Genomic DNA, 18,794 nt, shown 5'->3' on the forward strand with positions numbered 1-18,794 from the left:
GCTTTGCTCCTTTACGCTAAGCGACTTTGTCGTCGTTGGCCATCAGGCGGAAATCGTCGACCAGGTCTTCGGGCAGCGATTCGCTTAGTGACTGATATCCCGGCGCTTGCCACCATTCGCTGTTGGTTCCTGATCCTTTACGCATTCCTTCAACCAGGGCCTGCAGATCCTTGGGCATCACCTCGTCGGGATCACTTGCCGGCAACGGCATACGGATTTTCCAGAGGTTGCCGCCTTCGATCAGGGCAAAGCATTGCCCCTTGGGCAGAGCAACCACATGCGCCGGCTCGATCATTGGCACGCTGACGCTTTGGATCTGGTCGTGGGTGTTGGAGGTAAAGGCCGTCTTGCCGTTGATTGCGTCATTGGCGCTGCTGGCCGGTGTGCTGGTAAACACCTGAACCTTGGGTAATTGATTGGTCAGCAGCTCGGCAGTGGCGGTCTCGCGCACACGCAACATAAACAGGTTGTTGAAGTTACCGATGACCTGGCCAGCTTTTGCCCTGTTACCGATCTTCGCTTCAATGTCGCTCATGGTCTGGGTATAGGCGGTGACTTGCATGCCTGCGCCGCCGCCTTTGTTGATCATTGGTATAAATTCTTCGCCCATCAGTTCGTTAAACTCATCAGCATGCACGTTGATCGCCACCTTGGCGCCGGAGGCACCGGGCAAGCCGTCGTCGATACCGAACTTGTAGATGTGACCTGCGACTGACACCAGGTCGCTGAACATGGAGTTCCCAACGGCGGCAGCCACTTCGGTATCCGACAGTGCATCCAGTCCCACATAGACCACCGCTCGTTTACGGATGACCTGCATCCAGTCGAAGATGGGTCGCGGATCTTCAAGATCCATGTAGTCAGGCGAAAGCAGCTCGGCAATTCGTCCTGTGGTCAGCTTCTCCAGCAGCGGCAGCAGGCTGGCAACGATCTTGTCGAAGTAGGTTTTATCATAGCGCACTGCTGATCGCAGACCCTCCATCACAGGGTCCGATATGCGCTTCTGAGTCAAGTACATGTCCAAGGCCACTACACGTAGTGGACGGTCCTTCATGGCGAAACTGAGGTTTTTGCGATCGATCTTGCCCTCAAGCTCGACAATGGTTTGCCAGGCTTTAGGATCATGTTCAGCAAAGTGTTTCTGTGCATACTCGATGAAAAGCGCATCGATGTTGGTCACGTGCTTGAGGATCTGCTCGTAGTCTGGCCGACGGCCGAGGGCCACCAAGGCACGTGCGATGATGTTGACGAACCGCCAGGCGAACTCACGGAATGCTGCTGAGTTGCCTTCCCCTGATAGCTGACCGGCAATTCGGGTCGCCACCTCTGAAATACGCCCAAAGCGGCCCACGGCGTTGTAACGTGCGGAGTAGTCAGGCCATCCCAGGTGGAATACATAAAATTCGTCCAGTCGGCCGGCACGCATGCATTCGATGTACATGCGTTTGAGAAGGTCGGCATCGCCTTTAGGATCGAAGACAATCACCACCTCGCGATCAAGGTTCATCTCTTCGTTTTGTGCCGCTCTGCGCTGGCTTCGATGGACTGGCTGAACGCGTCGACCCATCTGAACGCGGCGTCGAGACCGGCTACGGGTGCGTCTGATGTCCTGGGTGATAAACAGTTCCGCCAGGCGGGTCTTACCCACCCGCGTCGTACCCAGCACCAGGGAGTGACCAACTCGTTCACCCAGCGGCAAGCTAACGTCAATTTCATGGGGTTCTATACCGTGTAAACGCGGTAATCCACCCACTGGCGGCAGTGGCCGCACCGGGTTAATCGCTACGTTCCACGAGGTGGCTTTGGTCAGGAGTCTGAGTGGAAAGGGGGCGAACTCCAGCCGCTCCTCGATGCGCCGTGCCAGGGAATAGATCGAGGTTTGCTCGACATACTCGGCGTATTTGGGCAGATAGGTGTCCATCAACCGCTGGGTGTGTTTCTGAGTCCAGCGAAAGCCCTTACCGATGAACAGGCGTTCATTACTGACCGGCATGTCCTTGCTGGTCATGGTGTAGTGGGGGAGACGCCGAATATTGCGTCGATACCGCAATACAACCAAAGCCTGTCTCAGGCGCACATATCCAAGAATCAAAAAGCCAAAAGCGGACATCACTCCAAATAAGGGCGTCAGCGCAAAGGCCCAAGGGGCGTAAATACAGAGCAGAGCTGCTGCGGCACAGACACAGACCGTGTAAAGCTCGACGGCAGGACGGAGCAATGCCTCAATGGTGAAAGAACCGGCCATGGTTGGAGCCTTCTATAGCTAAGGGGTTTTCAACGGGAGCTGTTCGTCCAGCTCCTGGCTTACTTGTGATATCTCGTGTGAAGCCAATCGATCAGCTAATTTCAAGCGCATTGCGATGGCATCACCTTGTTCTGTCGAGGTCACACGACCGCCATACAGCCAGACCACATACCTCACTTGCTCCAAGATGAGCTGGCATGTTCGCGGGTCTTCCGGTTGTCTGATCACCACTGTGAGTGACTGAGGTGGTGGCATCCTTGCCTCCTATTGCTGAATGGCTGTTGCAGTGATGAGCAGCGGGTAGTGCTTGATTTCAAGACGTTGCGCCAGGTCATTCGAGGGGGCTGGGACTATCTGAAGACCATCCGCCCAACGCTGCACCTCGGCAAAGCGTTCGGCGCTGGCCACATTCACTACGATCCCGACTGCGTGTAGTTGCTGCAGTTGATCGCGGCGTTGTGAAAGCCAGTTTCTAGACAGCTCATCGTCGCCAACCAAGAACAGTGGTTGCAAACCCGGGGCATTGATTACCCGGCCTTGTAGTTCTCCAGGTGTCAGTTGGTCTGAGCGCACTGGAAACGACCCTTGACCGCGCACTCCGATGTTTTCTAACGGTGCAGACTGGCCGGTAGGTTCCGGGACCAGGTCTTGGTAGTAGGGTAGGGCGGAAACGCCGCCACGGTCTTTAACCACAATCAATGAGCTTGCATACGCCACAATGGGCGAGGCCGAACACAGCAACAGCATTAAGCTCAACAGTTTTTTCATGGGTTGTTCGCCATCAGGTTGATACCGGTGACCCGGCTGAGGTGTTTGGCAAAAGCTCGTCGGTAGCGGGCAGCGGGTTCGCCTCCGGCAGGGCGGTGGTACCGGCCAGCAGCAGTGATCCAATCGCCTCCTTTGGCTTTTTGCTCAGCCAGAATCTGGGCCGTAACCGAGAGGTTTTTGTACGGATCCAGCCCTTCGCAGGGATAGCTATAACGGTGGCCGTTGGCACCGATGTTGGTTTGTCCAAGACCGACGTCGACCCTACTTGGGCCTGCGGTCTGAAGGGCGATCATCAACGCTCTGCAAGCATCGCTGCGTGTCGCAAAGCGATATCCGGCGCCGGCGACATTCAACGTCCAGGGCCAGGGGACGATCTGGCCGCGAAGTCGGGTGCCACTCTCTTGCAGTGCAACGGAGTACAGCACCTCGGACGGAACGCCGGCAGGCAGGGCAATCAACTGATAGGCCGGTGGCGGAACCTCGGCACCGTTAGCAAATGCCGCGGTGAGCAGTAGCCCCCCCGTTAAAGCCGCGTGAATTACAGACGCTGCCATTGTCCATTCACCTCGCGTACCACGGCCGGCAGCTCACCGCCGAGTCCAAGGCCAAGCCAGCGGCCGGCATCGTGATTCAGTGTTATCTGGCGGCTGCGTACGCTGGTTGGCTCGATGCCAGCCAGGATTGCCCAGCGGCGGATGGTCTCGTCGTCCCCTTGGCTGCCCACGAAGTAGAGATCGAAGGGTTGTTTCTGAGCCTGGAGGTCTTTCACCCGGGCAATACAGCTGGTGCAACGGTCTTGAACAAATACGGCTAATCGACCTGAGCCTTTGAGAGCATTTGTCGCGCCGGAGGTTTTAGGAGACAGCGACTCTGATGAAATTTGAATGACTTTTTCGTTGGGGTATAGGCGAGCGAAGGCTTGGTCATACGCCTTTTGATAAGCCAGTTCCTTGTCGATACGTTGCCGTTCAGCTTGCACCTGCAGTTCAGCGTAACGCCGGCGTTCTTCCGCTGATTTAGCTTCGATACCCAGTGCAGTCAGAGGATCCAGTCCTGGTGAATAGATGCCCCGGGGACCTTCCATGACGGTGCGATAGCGACTCCACTCTTGGGGTGTTAATCCCCACTCGCGGGCCAGTTCTGTCTGGCTGGCCCCTTGAGAAGAGTTCTGGGTTTCGCTGTTTTGCGTACTGGTGATGGACGTAGAAGGCCCAGGTGCAGCTGAGCAACCATAAGCCATCACAATGGCTGCCAGACCAATAATCAACGAGGCATTTTTAGCGTTCATTTTCTTTGAGAGTGTGAGAAGGCCAAACATAAAGGAGGTCCTATTGCGCGACGGTTATGGTTTGCGGCGTTCCTGCCACCTCGAATCGTGCGGATTTGCCGTCCAGAGCGTTTAGGCGCCAGGCCGTACCGGCCACGGCATCACCCGGTCGGATGAGGTAGATCTGGTTTAACTGCGTGCTGCCAGGCGGTGCTACGGACAAAAAACGCTCACCGCCCCGGTATTCAATACCGACGATGGTGAAGGGCGGCGCTTGCGGTGTGATAACGCTGGTACTGGGCTTCTGAGCGGGACGAGGCTTGCGTACAACAGCTTTGGGCTTAGACGGTGGGGCTGAAGATTGCTTGATCTGGGCTTGGCTTAATTCGTGAACACGACTATCGAGGGTTTCGACATTTGCCTTGAGCACCACTAGCTCACCTGAAGACGCAACATTACGAGAGAGATCCTGCACTGATTCGGTTGCTTGTTTCGCATAGGCCTGTGCGGCATCGATCCGATTTGACAGTGCTTGTTGTCCGGAGCGGAAGTCATCGTTGCTGACCCACTGCTTGCCATCAACAGTGTCCAGCCGTTCATCGACTTTGCTCAGGCGCGTCAGCATTGCATCGAGGGACTCTTTATCAGCAGTCGTAGACATGCTGATCCTGAGTAAGGACAGTTGATAATGTTCATAGGCCAGCATGCCTGTCAGGGCGACGAGGCAGAGGCTGAGTATCACAGTGGTTCGGGTAGGGCGTGGTAGGTTCATGGGCGTCCTCGCGCAGAAGCGAAGACACCCTCTCAAACACGGCTAGTGGGGTGCAGCAGGAAATAGGTTTTCCAGACTGCTTTGTTTTTAGGGCATGCCGTTGTGAACGGTTTGCCCACGGACAGCTAGGCTGCACCGCAGTGACGGACTTCTACTTCGCGATATTTCTGAACAAACCCTTCAACTGTAGATTGCCCGAGTCAACCAGGTGGTTGTCATCATAGTATAAAGCCACTCCATTTTTAGATCCCATGCATTGCCCATCTGGGCAAAGGTAAGGAGTCGGATCGATAACTGTGGCGTTACACTGTTTCGCGGCAGCATCTATTGCATTGTTGGCGTCGTAATTCCGCTTCTGATAGCTCATAAGAGATATCGAGATATCTGATTCATGTTGAAAAATACGTTTATGCAAATTTAATCCTTTATAAACGCTAAAAGGCATTTCAGGGATAGGTCTAACGATATATACAGGATGATTTTTAGCGATAGAGCAAACAGTCTTCGAATATTCTGAAGTGTATGCATTGATAAATTTCTGACCTTGAAGATGCTCTTGTCCAGTAATATAGGTGCGATAGCTGTTTCCACGGTCTGAGTCTAAGTACATAGCTGCCCGACTAAACAGGACAACTGGGATTCCGTGGTAGGACTTAGCCAGCGTATCCATTTTTTCGCGCATAAAGCCATGACATTTATCAGCTAGCTCTTTGTCATGCATCTCAAAATTTTGCAATATCGGGCAGCCGCCACGCGCCCAAGATAAAGCCGCTTGTTTATTCTCCATTTGCACTGCTGCTGCAGTGGACTCTGCGTGACTGTCACCGAACAATATGACAGATATGTCTCCTGAGCCAAGCTTGCAATCAGCTGCACCATAAGGGTTGGGGTGGCATTCGCGTTCATAAAGCTTGCTGGTGTATTCCGGTCTACCTAAGTCGACGTAAGCAAACCGTACTCCAGGATGGTCTTTGACCACGGAGGATAGGATTGCAGAGATACCAATCATGACCAAAACAGCACATGCATATTGTATTGCTGCTTTGCGTGGCAATATTTTTTTGTTTGTTCTCGATTCAATAAAGTAAAAAGAGAGGGTGCCTAGTACAAAAGAAAGAATAACTGCGGCTACCACATGGGGAAGGCTGTTTAGTAATCCGCAGGTGTACAGGAATACAACTAGTGGCCAATGCCATAGATATACAGAATATGAAACCGTGCCTGTATATTGTAATACTCGATTATTGCCAAAGATCGATTGCGAATTTGCTGAAATTACAAGGGCCGCACCGAGAACAGGAACCAAGGCAAGATAACCCGGCCAAAGGTCTTGCTCAGTAAAGCAAAAAATACTTAAGAGAATAGCGGCCAGGCCAAGGCCTTCGCACGCATATCCAATTCGTCTACTGACGTGCAGCGGGTACAAAAATACCAATCCGCCAACGATTAGCTCCCAGGCGCGAGTAGGCAGCATATAAAAAGCGAAGACTGGGTCAGCCTTCGAAAAGTATATAGAAGTTCCCAGAGATGCAAGGGCAAGAACAATCAAAGATATTTTGGTTTTTTGAGTGCCAAGTAATTTGTGAAGGCCCATCACAATCAGTGGATATACCAGGTAGAATTGCCATTCGACAGATAGCGACCAGGTGTGCAGTAGCCAGTTTTCATGCAACGGAGCATCAAAGTAGTTCCCAGTTTTGGCGAACATAAAATTTGAGTTGAAGAAAAGACTGCTTTTGATCGACCGGATAGCGTCACGGTAGTCATCTAAAGGGAGATAGATGAATCCAAATATCAGTAATGCCACGCACAACGTTAGGAGAGCCGGAATAATACGGCGCGCTCTCGATACATAAAAACTAAGGAGCGAGAAGGTCTGTGCTTGCAAACCGTTGAATATAATTCCGGTCATCAAGAATCCGGAAATCACAAAGAAAACGTCGACCCCAATGAACCCCCCACCAAATCCACTGATCTGGAAGTGGAAAAGCACTACGGATAGAACCGCCAGTGCTCGTAGTGCATTTATACTTTTCCGGAATTGCATCTTCGCGTCCATGATCACGTACATAGTGGGGTGGCATTGTAGTGGCCATGGAGTCGTATTTGAACAAGAAAATGGTGTTCAGCCTCAGTAGTTTTTATCGTCGATGATCCATGGATCAGAGGGTGATCGTCCGCATCATTTTGCACATGACAAGCTGAGATTAGCTTCTGAACAAAAATGGCCACCCGAAGGTGGCCATACAGTTATGCAGCAATCAACTGTCTTGCAAGTGCCATTTCAACCGAGTCCCCATCCTGGTTTAACGAATCAAGGCCCGAATCGGGAACATCTCCCGACGTGCTTTGCGCCACGGCGATCTTTTTGGCCATCAACTGCAGACATGTGATCTGAGAGCTGTTGGCATAGCCAAAGAAAATCACCCGCACGGCTTGCTTCTGCCCAATCCGCCAAGACCGCCGAGCTGCCTGTTGAAGGGTGTACACGTTGTACCCAGTCTGCAGGAACGCGATGGTCGGAAAGTCGAGCAGATCCAGACCGGTCTTTACCAGCTCAGGGTTAGTGATCATCACATCGACCCCACGATCTACCTGGTCGAGAATCCAATCCTCGCGCCTGGCGGTATCGACTGACGCCCTTAAAACCGCCACTTTCAAACCGGCCTGTTCCAGCAACCGTTTGAGGCGTGAAGTGGTGTCACGAGTGCCGCTGTACACGGTGTAGGCCAGGACTTTGCGGCCTTTGGCTTTTTCTGCGAGGCAGAGGTCGAGCAATGCCTGTTCCTTGGGCATACTTTGTTCATCTGCAAAGATCGACGGCACAAAAGCCAGCGTGTCCTTGCTGCGTGGATGTTTGACAATCTCCGGCCGGAAACAGCAGTCTGGCCAGGCCAGCAGTACGTTGAGTACAACCCCCAGAAGGGTCGTGTCTCGGCGTGCCAAAGCCTGGCGAAGCTCCTGCGTCAGTTTCCCTGCTAACTGCTGATAGGCCGATGCCTGTTCTGCAGACATGGCTATGTCGATAAACTCCTCTTGGTACGACGGCAGCACATTCCCACCGATATCTTTGAGTTTCAGGAACACGGTGAACGGCAATACGAAACGGTGAATGCCTTTAGGACCGAAGCCTGGGGCTTTTACCGTACGCACTGAGAGCTTTTTACCCTTGGCAGTTTTGTGTGACTCGTTATCTCGTTCGGTGTAGATATCCTTCAAAACGCCGTGATCACGCATGAACGACATGGCCGCAGGGGCCATGCTTCCACGTGCGTTTGGTCGGTAGCCGTCCTCGATCATGCGGCGGGTAAGGATCCGAAACAAAAGATAAAACAAGTCGTCGGCGTAGCCGCCCATGAGCGTACCGGTCAGCAATACACACTTTCGTGCTTTGGCTGCCAGTACACCCATGGCCTGGCCCTGAGCCGAACCACTGTTTTTGTACTCATGGCCTTCGTCCACCACCAGCAGGTCGAAATACCCATCAGGCAAGTAGCGCTTGATGAATTCAGTGGGTTGGTAACCGCCTTCACCAAAACCAAACTCGATGTTGGCCATGGCACGTTCCATGCGCTTGGCCTGGCGGTCGTTGAAGATGAAGTTGCCTTGAGCGTCCATCAGGTTGATGAACTCGCTGACGTTATCGATCAGCATCGAGGCGAGGAAGTCTTCTCCGAAATCGTTCAGCAGTTTGTCTGCGCGCACTGGGCCAATGGTCGGAATGCGGCACATTGACTTCAGAATGGTTGCTCGGCGTGTTCCGTTTTCAGCTTTGCCTGGGCGCATAAGCGTCCAGAGTGGGCCTTGACAGTGAGGGCAGCTGCGACGGCGTTCCTCTTGGTGAAACTCTTCGACGGTGACCCGGTTGCCTTCCTGGTCTTCCAGTAGCCGTCCGCAGTCTGGACAACCTGCTAGTCGGTGCTCGCCACCAGCACGACGTGGCCAACACACCGAGCGCCAATGAAACCCCATCCGCATGCGTACGCGCCCGAGGATGAAGAACTCTTGCCGCCCGTCGTAGGGCTCTTTCAGTTGGTCGCGCAGCTTGAGTAGCTTGACCAGGCTGTCGGGTCCATTGAGTACCCAGACGCGGGCGTCTGGGACAGTTTCGAGAATCTCTCGCCGCCACTTGTAGACCAAGTGTGGTGGAGAAACGACCAGCGTACGGCGATAGCCAGCTTTGTGCATGACGGCGGCTACAGCGATGGCCATCATGGTTTTGCCAGTCCCCATCTCTGCGTTGATCACCGCAGCCTGCTCGTCACGATCCAGCAATAACGCTGCAACGGCTTGTACCACTTCGGCCTGAGCGGAAAATGGCTGACGTTTGAGTTCATCCATCACCCGTTGCCGGGCTGGGTCGATGTGACCGGCGTAGACCGGTGGGTTTGATCGGTTGAGTGAGTCCAGCAACTCATCACCGAACTCGTCGATGAATTCGGTCAAACCGATGGAAAGAGGTGAAATTGGGGCGTGTGATAGGTCGTTCATGGTTGTTTCTCCTAAAAGGATAAAACAGGGCATGCACGACACCCTCACGGGTATTGTGAATACCCTGTGGGTTGGATAGGGGAGTCCCCTATGGGGTTGGTGGGTCAGTAGTCCGATGGCAGCAACAAGGTTGTTACGCTTCGGTCGGCTTCAGTGATGATCCAGAGCCGGGTTTCATCCCCGGCGTTGATGTCGTAGCTTGAGAACAGACGCTCTCCGGTAGTCAGGGCTCGCTGGTTACTACTCCAGTCTTCCTGGGGCAGTTCCCCCCAGTCGCCGGAGAAATGCCTTCGCAAGTAGGTACTCGGATCGAGGTGTCCATGCTCCACCAGGTGGTGTACGGATTGGGTCAGTACCAATTGTCCAGCTTCAAACGACAGGCGTGAGGTGGTGTCCGGAACCACCGTTGCAATTACTTCAACAGCTTCAGGTTGTCGTTCCGCCGAAGAGGTGATGGTGACAACGCGTCCTTGGTTGGGAGATCCCGGCGTCATGTCCCATGCCCGAATGATCGGCACGAAACGATCGGTCAGGATCCTTACCTCAGAGACGTTACCGTCCTGATCTTCGGTAAACTCGGTCTTGTGGACCTTGTCTTTATAGGTATCGCCTTTGAGCACCAGTACCCGTCCGGACTTTGAGGAAACGACGCCCGATATCGCGCCGGCAGCCAGGGCTAACGCCAAGTGCCAACGGGACAGTTCTCGTACTGGTGGCCTTGGTTGAACACCCGTTTGACCAAAGTGCAGGGTGAAGTCTGGCCACATACCGCGAAGCTGTTTAACTTCAGCGCTGAGCTGCTCCGGTTCAAGGCTGATGCGATAGAAGTGCTCCAGTTCGCTGGTCGACGACAGGACCCTATAGGGCTCCCAAGACCAACTCTCAGGTAACACTTCTGCATTCAACGTCCCGGCGCCGATCGCCTGAAGTCGTGCGCGTGTGTATTTCACGTCTTGTGGCCGAGCCAGATCCTGTCGTCGGATACGAATACCGAATATCACCACCTGTTTGAAGGTTAGATCCGCTGCGCTATAAATCCGCAGCCCGGTGAAATGATTGCAGAGCCAACCGCACAGCTCATCGTCCAGGACGTAGTGCGGCACGATGAATACCAACACGCCGCCGTATTGCAGCAGCGGGAGCGTTCGCTGATAAAACATCTTCTCCAAGCGGCGGCGTCCGTTGCCCTGGTACTGCGACGCGCCAGAGTGATCGGAGACCAAATCTCCATAAGGTGGATTGAGCCAGAGTAGACCGAAGGCCTGACGACTGATCATGGTGTCCATGAGGTCGCTGTGCAGAACGCGATCCAGCAGCGTCCTACAATGTTCGGCACGCTCTTTGTCGTATTCAACTGCGAATGTGCCTGTGCGGTCTCGCCCAAGAAAATGAGCTGCTTCGGCCAGGGCGACCCCTTCGCCGGCACATGGATCGCAGATCCGCATCTTACCGGTGGGAGAGGGGGCCAATGCCTGCAGCGTCCGTTCCAGAGTCGTCTCGTCGGTAGGGTAGTAGCCATTGCGAGCGAAGTTGCGCGCCAGGCGTGGGAACATCAAGGCCATGATGAGGCTCCTGAATCAAGGCTCAAAACTGAGCGTGGGTTGAGAGATGCCCCTGGCGGATCAGATCACCTAGGGCGGGTTCAAGTACGTCGAGCTGCAGCGACAAACGCCAGGCCGAGATAGCACCTAACGATCCCGGTAGGGACTGCAACATGTCGTGTTGGGTGAGCACTTCCATAACTGGGTTATGCCAATGCGGTAGCAGCGGTAATGGGCATGTGTCCATGACCAGGGGCCAAAGCTTTTGATGAGGAAGCTGCCCGTTCTGTAGAAGGGCGTAGGAGAAGTGATTGGCCCGGTCTGGATACGCGCAGCGCCGGTCGAACAGCCATAGGTGTACCAGGCTGCCGAATAACGTCCCGCGAAATTGCCGGGTGGTTCGTTTCTCCAGCATGTCGACGTTGGGGAAGACTGGAAGACTCCGGCCGTCGACGACGATATGAAACTGGTCCAGGCCGTTTTCAGCGGAGCCGAGGGTCAGTCTGGCCAAGAACTCCTGCAGTGCTGTGTCACGGCCCCAGGCCGACAGAAACACTAAGTTGCGCTGCTCGTCGCAGGCACAGGCATCGACATACAGATCAGGACATTCGTCGACCTGATAGAGTCGTGTGAATGAGTGGGTGGACATTTTGCAGCCTCCGGAATGGAGGGCAGCTCCAGTCCCTGAAGGGCAGGTCGCTGCCCCTCTGGGTTATGGATGATGTGTTATTGAGTGCGCTTGAATGAGCGGGTGTGTGGATCGAAGCTAGTGGTCGTGTCGCCCTGGAACAATGGCGATTGACCTATCATGTAGAGGTTGAGCCGGTACAGGGGCCGCAGTTGCAAGGCAGCGTCCGCTTGCGCCTCTGTCAGTCCAATTTCGATGAAGTGCTCGCGCATTTCGTCATCATCGGACACTTCGTTGTTGGTCAGTTGGTCTTCGACGGTCAGCAGGATGTGCTCACCGATGTCTGAGAAAATCGGATTCATGGAGTGTTTCCTTGGTGGTGGAGCTCCCGCAAGGTGGGAGATTGGCAGCTCCAGGTTTGTTGTTTGAAGTCCAGCACATAGCCAAGCTCGCCGAGGCGAGTGCATTGCTGACGCAGGCGCTGCCGGTCAACTGTGGTGTCAAGTTTGACCGTATCCCCCAGTGGCCAGATCGTGCCAAACAGAATCGCGTCTTGCTCAGTGGCGTTCTCCGAACTGGGTAGTGGCATCCCAAAGGGGGCGTCCTCTTGTGATGACGCTTTGTCGACGTTGCTTACCGCGGTTGTGGTGGTCAGCGCTTTGCGCTGTCGCGCAGGCCTTGTTTGAGTTGAAGACGACTCTTCATCTAAAGGATCTGGCTCGCTCGGTGAAAGCTTGGCAGCGTCCTCCGCCGTCAAGTTGTCCACGTCGTCGAGACTCATGCTTTCGAGCTTGGCCCGGATCTCAACCACTAACCGGCCGGCGGTAGAGTAGTACGAGGGGCGTATTTCAGTGATGAGGAAATCGCCTCTGTATTTGCCTTCATCGTATTGGTCGAGAAGCGCGTCTTTGATAACGAACTCGCCGATTGAGGTTGATAGTCGGCCGACGTTGAAGTCGCCATTGCGGCCGCTGATAGTGCGGATGGCCAACTGGCCTGGGATGTTGATCATGGGCAGCTCCACACTGCATGGGTGTAAGGCTACGAGTGCATTACTCGCACAATGAAAAAAGCCCGACAGTGTCGGGCTTGGGGTGGTGCAGTGAGTTCTGAAGGGTTTATAGGCAGGAGGTATGGGTTTCTTCCTTGAGTGAGATGTACAGATAGAATGAACCTGGCGGCGATTCTATGCGGTCAAGTTTTAGGTCCAACCAGACTCGATCCGAATTGTCGCCGGCAGGCAGCAATCGATAGAGCCCGAAATGGATTTGTGAACAGTCAGGCTGCATATGCAGTTCTCGGTAGGCCTCCAGGACGACATCGCCCAATCGGTTACTGATTACTGATACATCCTGTGGGTTTTCAATATGCACCGCTTCTTGCCAGGCCCGGGGCGTCAGAACGACCGGAAGTTTGAGCAAGTCAGACGATACGAGGTTATTGGTAGTAAGCATGTAAATCTCCAGGTGCGAAAACCACCTGGCCCGTTCGGGAGATGGTTTCCCGATGGGTCTTTATGCTGATTTGGAATCAGCTTGATAGTCAGCCAGTGTTTCCTGGCGGGTTAGTAGTATTCGGGGTGCATAAGCTCATCTTCCAACTCCCAACGAGCCCTTCGATATTCCTTGAGAAGTCCGAACTCCGACAACATTGGGCTGTTTTCGGGATTGAATTCATCTCGATGGTCCATCTTTGCCAACGTGATCACCCTATCCAGTACTTCTAACCAAAGATCTGAAGTAAGGGGGTAGCGCGGGTCTTCATCGGGATCGAGTGTCGGGTTGCTCGGCAGTAGCTTATCCAGCTTGCTATAAACACTAGCTTGAGCAGCTAAAAGACCGATTTCGGTCAGCAGCGGCAGTCGTTGAGGATTCATCATCATGGTTTATCTCCTGCGTTTGGAAATCACCAATCCCGAAGGGAGGCGTTCCCTTCGATATGAATATTGAAAGGCGCCCAGGGGGCGCCATGATTTCAATCATGCTGATTGACGTTGTTCAGGATCTGGCTGTCCTTTGCCGTCGTCATCCGAATCATCTCCAGCAGCACGATCCTGGGCAGGAAGGGGCTCAGTAGAGTCTTTCGGTTTGGCTTGGTAGACAGTATCGCCATCGACCTTGATCCAGCCGATAAAAAGAAGACGTCCTTTGAGGCTTGCCCCAGGTTGACCCTTCTTATCGCCCTTTTCATAGATAAAGCAGTCGGTCCAGATGTCACCGATACGGAAGCTCACAAGGACCTTCTTTCCTGCATCAACAGCAGCTTGGCTACGACGAATCAGCTTTTCAGCTTCGGCGCCGACGACATTACAGTCGATGTAGGAGTACTCGGTGTCGTCTGACGAACCGCGTAATGCAGCAACAGTGACAGCCATGAATGGCTTGCCCTTGCCGCGAGGTTTCACTTCACGGATACGGTTGAGGTAACCAATACCGGTGGTGTGAAGGTCGAAGAACTTGGTTTCGTTGGTTTGAGTAGTGCTCATGGTGATTCTCCAATTTCGAAATAGCAGAAAGCGGAGAAACACTTCGCCCTTGGGGGAAAGTATTCCCCGCGAGGGTGGGTAGAGCAGACAGTTGAGCTTAGTGCAGCATGAGTTTCATAGCGGCAATCATCACACCAGCTGTTGCTGAAATCATGACGCCCATGCGAATAGTCAACTTAACCTCAAGCTGAGATATCTCTGTTCTCAAATCAGCTGCAAGGTCAGTACGAAGAGCTGCGATGTCCGATTTAGTGGCCAAACGTGAAAACATATCAGCCTCCAAAGCATCAATTACAGCGTTTGCTTTCTGTTCCGGAACGTTGATCGAAATCAGCGCTTGGTAGAGAGCCAGTTCGGTTTTCATCAGACCTCCAAAAATTTGAGAGGCCTGCCCTGACGGGAAAGGCCCGTCATGGGTAGGAAAGGTGCTTCCATCGACAAAGTCGACTGATCGCGCTACCGGAAGCTATGGCGATCTTGGGAGTGGATCAATGCGGTAAACCGCATCGTAGTCTTTCGGATCCAGACTACATGGGCATGTTGCTGACGACGTCAGCTATACATGGACACAGCATGAAAATCCTGTTGCTGATTGTCAAGCCCCAGGTGAAGGGTTTCAGAGAAACCTCCCCAGCGGGAGGTTTCCTGCTGGGGTGAATGAGGGAGGTTAGCAAGCAGCAGGTGTCAGCTGTTGAGCCTTACCCCGTGAGCGCGGTTTGCGCGTTGTCTTTTCGATCACTCGGGTATTTGCCGCATACCACAGGTTCAAATCAACACCCTTGGCACGAACCATCGCTGGCAAGTGATCCATTTCACGCACCATGCTGTCAGGGACGCATGGTGGTGGAAGCAGCCCATGAGATTTAGCCTGTGCCTGATCTGCTGGACGTATGTTCGACTTCTTCATGGCGCGCCAAAACTCTCGGGCAACAACGCCGAGTGCAAAACCGAAGTTATAAGTGAGTTTGGACATGGTGATTCTCCTGCAGGTTGAAATGCGGAGAAAGCACTGGCCCTATCGGGGAAGTGATTCCCCGCGAGGTGAGTAACATCAGATGCTTCTATCGACGATTGTCGACCGACCGCGCTACCAGAAGCTCAGCAGTCTTGGGCGAATCAACACGATTGACGTGTCGCAACCTTAAAGATCCTGGTTGCCTGGGCATGATGCTGACGACGTCAGCAATACACGTCCATATCATCGAAGGGGGGATAGTGATGTGTCAAGCGGGGAGGGATATTTCGGGGAGGTCAAAGCAGGTCCAGTTTTGCAGGAGAAGTTACCGAGAGTAGCTGGTTCAACAGTCACTCTCGGATTTAGTACAAAGCGTCTTTCAGAAAAAAATACCACCTGTGTGGTGTAAAGGCGTCATCGATCCCTGGGCTGTGATCTGAACGTCTCACTTCCTACACCTGGCCGATTATCGTGGCTGAGGCCAGCAAACATAAGGCACGCATCCGCGCACAAAGGGAGCCCTGCGTTTCGCCGGCGGGCCACCGGCAGGGAAAAGCAGCTACCAAAGGGTAGCCTGATAATCCTTCGAAAGATCATCAGGCTACCCTTTGTGTGAGCTTTAAAAAATGTGGGCCACAACACCAGTGTGGCCCTGAGATTACTGTGCTTCGAACCTCAACAAAGCTCTATGTGCCTTTGAACTCGCAATTCACGAGTTAGACGGCTGCGTGTCTGGCTTGAACAGGGAGACACAGGGAGAGCTTTGAACCAGATTCGCACGCCCTTCCCGGAGCTCAGCGTGCTTTGGGGATGGAGATGAGGCGAACCGCATCTCCGGGCGCTACTGATGACCGCCAGTAGCCAACGGGGTGGAAACGTTGTTGCGTACATTATGTTGTTAGGCTGGGCGATATGCAACATAGCCAGTTTTGACCTGGGCGTTGGTCAGTTCACTGCAGTGATGGCACCGTCAGGTATAACAGATGGAATGGGGATACCGGTCACTCCAGCTTTCGGGGAGACAAGCACTCCCGCGCGATTCACACCAACGGTAGTCGACTGAATCAGATCGACCAGCGTCGATGGCATCCCTGCCGGCGCCGTGCCGTTGTAAAAGGTGTAGGTTGTTCCGGCATTGATGTAGGCCTCAATACCGAGCGGTTTCACAAACCACGTCGGCAGGTTCAGTGCAGCGTCATCAGGTATTCCAGAGAAGCTTGGATTGGATTGCGCGAATCCAGCGGCAGCGGATCGGTAAATCAGAAAGTTGCGTCCTAGCGAATCAATAGTGGCGAAGTCGGAAGCGGTTTGCGCTTGCTGTTGGTTTTCCATCAAGATCCCCGTTGCAATGATCAGAATCATCAAAACAGCCCAATTCAATGTCATGGTCATCGCTCCTTGTAACTAATTCAATCAGCGAGCTGGCAAGCTGCTGATTGGTCTACGGCTTGCTACAGGAATAACTTAAACAAGGGTTGCAGCCACCAATTTGGATACCTCCAATTAAGTTTGGGACTAATCCAGTCGGGCAGCTATAGCCCCCCGTGATTCTGTTTACATACAGCCCTGCGATGCCTGTCATGAAACCAGTTCCTACCCCAGCTGGATCGCCCTTATTCGCTGTCCATACACCTTGCTGACAAGAGAGCATTATTCCCGCTGCACTCTTTGCAATGAGCGTGCGATCGCTGCAGGCGGAACCTTCTGTAGCAAGTCCACCGACGGAGATGAATTCGTTGGTAGCGATTCGATCGTAGGCAGTTATTTTGCCGGTTGAAGTGATCTTCCCACCCCAGAGCTGGCCGCCGGTTGAGAAGTTTTTGTCGTTGTACACCTGGACCCAATCGGGGCTGTTCTGATAGATACCACCTCCCCATTTTTCGCTGTACCAGCCAGTGTCGCCCCGAGTTCTGAACCATCCACCCGTGTACGTTTCGCCCGTGACGTTCGCGGTCGACGCGTTCACATTCGCCGTGGCTGTGACATTGCGCGCTGTCACGTCGGCACCAGTCGTAACGTTGCCAGAGGCGGAGATGCTCCCTGCATTATTAATGTTGTGATTGCCCATACCGAGGTCAGTATTCATCGTGTTGAGCTCAGGGTGGTTTGGCACAGCATTTCGATACAAGTAGTCGTTGGCCAAGGCGCCGTCCATGAGAAACAGTGCACTGGCAGTGTGGCCTGGCCCAGGCGCAATGGAGTAATTACTCAGCGCGACTTGCCAGCCACCGCGGATGCCTTGAACGACGTTAGGATTGGTTGTAGATATAAAACCACCAGGTCCTCCAAGGTTTTCAGCAATGGCACGCACCCCCATTTCTGGAAGTTTCTGTCCGCCCGTGGTGACCACAATCGCTTCTAGCTGATTGGGATTGGGTTTTCGGGCAAGGCCTAGGATGGTCTGCCCGAAAACATTGGTGGGACTGTAACCTGCAGGCAGGTAATTAGCGTTGATGAGCATCGGCACCGTAATTTGCACTGGCACGGTCGCCGACGCGTTGGCGAGCACTACGTTGAAATTGTCTTTCAGGTACTTGGCCTGGGCCTCTGAAATAGTTCGCTGTTGGTCGGCCGCAATTCGATAATCCTGGGCATCCATTTGTTTAATTTGCCAAACCATCGCCAAAGTCACAACGACACCAAATACGAGCAATCCGATTGCCATATCCAGGCTTAAGAAGCCTCGCTGTTTGTTTTTAATGGTCATTCCAGAGGCTCCTTGAAGATTGGTTAGCGATGTCTTGGCCGAGCAGTGTGATCTTCCCTGCATGGACTTTTTCTCGAATGCTGGGACCGTCATCTCCCGAGAAGAGCAGGCTCTGTAGGGTGAGTCGACGGCTCCCGTCACTATCCATCGACAAAGACTGATGGATGACTGCCACCAGGCCTTTTGAAAGAAGTTCTCGGGCGTTTTTCAACAAGGGCTCACCCAGGGCCGCTAAACGCTCAATGCCATGCGTGACGCTGCCGGCATGGCCCGTACAGATAATGAGATGACCGTTGATTGAGGCCTGAATGACTTGCGCAGCGGTTGGCCCGTCACGTACCTCACCTACAAACAGAAAGTCCGCCCTTGTTCGCAGAGCAAGGACTAAGGCCTCCTCGTAGCCACCCATGCGCCTGGAAACAGGGACTTGAATGCACCGACCCTCTCCGTGTCTACCATGCAGGAACGGCTCTGGTGGATCCTCAACCGCCAGGCAGATGCCGCCCCAGGCTTCAAGGCGGGCTTTTACAAGGGATGCAGCACTCGAGGTTTTCCCTGCACCCATCTCTCCGCAGATGAAGATCAGACCGCGTATCGTGTCGCTCATCAGGGCATTCTGGAGGTGGTCGGGCAGGCCAAGCATGTCCAGGGGGCGAATTTGAACCGACGACTTGCTGAGTACAAAAACCGGCTTGCCGTTTAGATCCACCAACTTTGTGACCCGAAGGACAATGCCATCTTCGAGCAGGGCAAACTCCGGATCTTGGGTCGCGGCGTACTTCTCTTCGCATAGCTGACGGATTCGTTCTAAATCAGCCCGCCATTGGACGGGCGCCTCGACTCTTCTCGCCTGTCCTGGGAGTCCTTTGGCGTCGGCAAAACCGTCGCCAAGGTACAGGTCGACGAATTCTGCATCGGAGATCACGCTCACACTG

Annotated in this window: 19 protein-coding genes; all 19 read right to left on the minus strand. The window is 53.7% G+C overall.

Going from position 1 to position 18,794, the window contains the following annotated elements:
- Positions 1–16 precede the first annotated feature (16 nt).
- A complete protein-coding gene (traD, locus tag AACV02_RS06085) occupies positions 17–2,245 on the minus strand; it encodes a type IV conjugative transfer system coupling protein TraD (protein WP_119737043.1) in 2,229 nt (742 codons plus the stop codon).
- Between the two features lie 264 nt (positions 2,246–2,509).
- The gene (locus AACV02_RS06090) at positions 2,510–3,013 is read right to left on the minus strand and encodes an integrating conjugative element protein (protein ID WP_119737045.1); all 504 of its coding nucleotides are present in this window, start codon (positions 3,011–3,013) and stop codon (positions 2,510–2,512) included.
- A complete protein-coding gene (locus AACV02_RS06095) occupies positions 3,010–3,567 on the minus strand; it encodes a lytic transglycosylase domain-containing protein (protein WP_119737047.1) in 558 nt (185 codons plus the stop codon). Before AACV02_RS06095 ends, AACV02_RS06090 begins: the two co-directional genes overlap by 4 nt.
- Entirely contained in the window at positions 3,552–4,331 is a 780-nt protein-coding gene (locus tag AACV02_RS06100) for a TIGR03759 family integrating conjugative element protein (RefSeq protein ID WP_119737049.1), read from the minus strand. Before AACV02_RS06100 ends, AACV02_RS06095 begins: the two co-directional genes overlap by 16 nt.
- Before the next feature lie 10 nt (positions 4,332–4,341).
- Positions 4,342–5,052, minus strand: coding sequence for a methyl-accepting chemotaxis protein (locus AACV02_RS06105; protein WP_069552971.1), 711 nt, complete (start codon positions 5,050–5,052; stop codon positions 4,342–4,344).
- A gap of 151 nt (positions 5,053–5,203) precedes the next feature.
- Entirely contained in the window at positions 5,204–7,099 is a 1,896-nt protein-coding gene (locus AACV02_RS06110; RefSeq protein ID WP_119737175.1) for an acyltransferase family protein, read from the minus strand.
- 203 nt (positions 7,100–7,302) lie between these two features.
- Positions 7,303–9,543 carry a DEAD/DEAH box helicase gene (locus AACV02_RS06115; RefSeq protein ID WP_119737051.1) on the minus strand — a complete coding sequence of 747 codons (2,241 nt, stop codon included), beginning with the start codon at positions 9,541–9,543 and terminating at the stop codon, positions 7,303–7,305.
- Positions 9,544–9,647: 104 nt separating this feature from the next.
- Positions 9,648–11,105: a DUF6094 domain-containing protein gene (locus AACV02_RS06120; protein WP_119737054.1), complete on the minus strand. Its 1,458-nt coding sequence runs from the start codon at positions 11,103–11,105 to the stop codon at positions 9,648–9,650.
- Between the two features lie 22 nt (positions 11,106–11,127).
- Positions 11,128–11,733, minus strand: coding sequence for a hypothetical protein (locus AACV02_RS06125; RefSeq protein ID WP_119737056.1), 606 nt, complete (start codon positions 11,731–11,733; stop codon positions 11,128–11,130).
- A gap of 77 nt (positions 11,734–11,810) precedes the next feature.
- Positions 11,811–12,074, minus strand: coding sequence for a hypothetical protein (locus tag AACV02_RS06130; RefSeq protein WP_119737058.1), 264 nt, complete (start codon positions 12,072–12,074; stop codon positions 11,811–11,813).
- Complete coding sequence (locus AACV02_RS06135) at positions 12,071–12,724, minus strand: DUF3275 family protein (RefSeq protein WP_119737060.1); 654 nt, start codon at positions 12,722–12,724, stop codon at positions 12,071–12,073. Before AACV02_RS06135 ends, AACV02_RS06130 begins: the two co-directional genes overlap by 4 nt.
- A gap of 106 nt (positions 12,725–12,830) precedes the next feature.
- Complete coding sequence (locus tag AACV02_RS06140) at positions 12,831–13,166, minus strand: hypothetical protein (RefSeq protein WP_119737062.1); 336 nt, start codon at positions 13,164–13,166, stop codon at positions 12,831–12,833.
- Positions 13,167–13,276: 110 nt separating this feature from the next.
- Positions 13,277–13,594: a hypothetical protein gene (locus AACV02_RS06145; RefSeq protein ID WP_119737064.1), complete on the minus strand. Its 318-nt coding sequence runs from the start codon at positions 13,592–13,594 to the stop codon at positions 13,277–13,279.
- Positions 13,595–13,690: 96 nt separating this feature from the next.
- Positions 13,691–14,197 carry an STY4534 family ICE replication protein gene (locus AACV02_RS06150; RefSeq protein ID WP_119737066.1) on the minus strand — a complete coding sequence of 169 codons (507 nt, stop codon included), beginning with the start codon at positions 14,195–14,197 and terminating at the stop codon, positions 13,691–13,693.
- A 97-nt stretch (positions 14,198–14,294) separates the two neighbouring features.
- Positions 14,295–14,561 carry a hypothetical protein gene (locus AACV02_RS06155; protein WP_119737068.1) on the minus strand — a complete coding sequence of 89 codons (267 nt, stop codon included), beginning with the start codon at positions 14,559–14,561 and terminating at the stop codon, positions 14,295–14,297.
- Between the two features lie 303 nt (positions 14,562–14,864).
- Complete coding sequence (locus AACV02_RS06160) at positions 14,865–15,170, minus strand: hypothetical protein (protein ID WP_119737070.1); 306 nt, start codon at positions 15,168–15,170, stop codon at positions 14,865–14,867.
- Between the two features lie 927 nt (positions 15,171–16,097).
- Positions 16,098–16,538: a type IV pilus biogenesis protein PilM gene (pilM, locus tag AACV02_RS06165; RefSeq protein WP_119737072.1), complete on the minus strand. Its 441-nt coding sequence runs from the start codon at positions 16,536–16,538 to the stop codon at positions 16,098–16,100.
- A gap of 55 nt (positions 16,539–16,593) precedes the next feature.
- Positions 16,594–17,859, minus strand: a complete 1,266-nt coding sequence (gene pilV, locus AACV02_RS06170; protein ID WP_119737075.1) for a shufflon system plasmid conjugative transfer pilus tip adhesin PilV — start codon at positions 17,857–17,859, stop codon at positions 16,594–16,596.
- Complete coding sequence (locus AACV02_RS06175; RefSeq protein WP_119737077.1) at positions 17,849–18,790, minus strand: ATPase, T2SS/T4P/T4SS family; 942 nt, start codon at positions 18,788–18,790, stop codon at positions 17,849–17,851. The genes pilV and AACV02_RS06175 overlap by 11 nt, the downstream gene beginning before the upstream one ends.
- Positions 18,791–18,794 lie beyond the last annotated feature (4 nt).

The organism is Pseudomonas sp. Larv2_ips (genome assembly GCF_963879675.1).
Taxonomy (GTDB): Bacteria; Pseudomonadota; Gammaproteobacteria; order Pseudomonadales; family Pseudomonadaceae; genus Aquipseudomonas.

Bases quoted from the DNA above. Each gene is read 5' to 3' on its own strand.
- AACV02_RS06150 (WP_119737066.1), bottom strand. From the start codon at position 14,197: ATGAGCACTACTCAAACCAACGAAACCAAGTTCTTCGACCTTCACACC.
- AACV02_RS06125 (WP_119737056.1), bottom strand. From the start codon at position 11,733: ATGTCCACCCACTCATTCACACGACTCTATCAGGTCGACGAATGTCCT.
- AACV02_RS06145 (WP_119737064.1), bottom strand. From the start codon at position 13,594: ATGATGATGAATCCTCAACGACTGCCGCTGCTGACCGAAATCGGTCTT.
- AACV02_RS06160 (WP_119737070.1), bottom strand. From the start codon at position 15,170: ATGTCCAAACTCACTTATAACTTCGGTTTTGCACTCGGCGTTGTTGCC.
- AACV02_RS06115 (WP_119737051.1), bottom strand. From the start codon at position 9,543: ATGAACGACCTATCACACGCCCCAATTTCACCTCTTTCCATCGGTTTG.
- AACV02_RS06130 (WP_119737058.1), bottom strand. From the start codon at position 12,074: ATGAATCCGATTTTCTCAGACATCGGTGAGCACATCCTGCTGACCGTC.
- pilM (WP_119737072.1), bottom strand. From the start codon at position 16,538: ATGACATTGAATTGGGCTGTTTTGATGATTCTGATCATTGCAACGGGG.
- pilV (WP_119737075.1), bottom strand. From the start codon at position 17,859: ATGACCATTAAAAACAAACAGCGAGGCTTCTTAAGCCTGGATATGGCA.
- AACV02_RS06110 (WP_119737175.1), bottom strand. From the start codon at position 7,099: ATGCAATTCCGGAAAAGTATAAATGCACTACGAGCACTGGCGGTTCTA.
- AACV02_RS06140 (WP_119737062.1), bottom strand. From the start codon at position 13,166: ATGCTTACTACCAATAACCTCGTATCGTCTGACTTGCTCAAACTTCCG.
- AACV02_RS06095 (WP_119737047.1), bottom strand. From the start codon at position 3,567: ATGGCAGCGTCTGTAATTCACGCGGCTTTAACGGGGGGGCTACTGCTC.
- AACV02_RS06155 (WP_119737068.1), bottom strand. From the start codon at position 14,561: ATGAAAACCGAACTGGCTCTCTACCAAGCGCTGATTTCGATCAACGTT.
- AACV02_RS06135 (WP_119737060.1), bottom strand. From the start codon at position 12,724: ATGATCAACATCCCAGGCCAGTTGGCCATCCGCACTATCAGCGGCCGC.
- AACV02_RS06100 (WP_119737049.1), bottom strand. From the start codon at position 4,331: ATGTTTGGCCTTCTCACACTCTCAAAGAAAATGAACGCTAAAAATGCC.
- AACV02_RS06120 (WP_119737054.1), bottom strand. From the start codon at position 11,105: ATGGCCTTGATGTTCCCACGCCTGGCGCGCAACTTCGCTCGCAATGGC.
- AACV02_RS06105 (WP_069552971.1), bottom strand. From the start codon at position 5,052: ATGAACCTACCACGCCCTACCCGAACCACTGTGATACTCAGCCTCTGC.
- AACV02_RS06090 (WP_119737045.1), bottom strand. From the start codon at position 3,013: ATGAAAAAACTGTTGAGCTTAATGCTGTTGCTGTGTTCGGCCTCGCCC.
- traD (WP_119737043.1), bottom strand. From the start codon at position 2,245: ATGGCCGGTTCTTTCACCATTGAGGCATTGCTCCGTCCTGCCGTCGAG.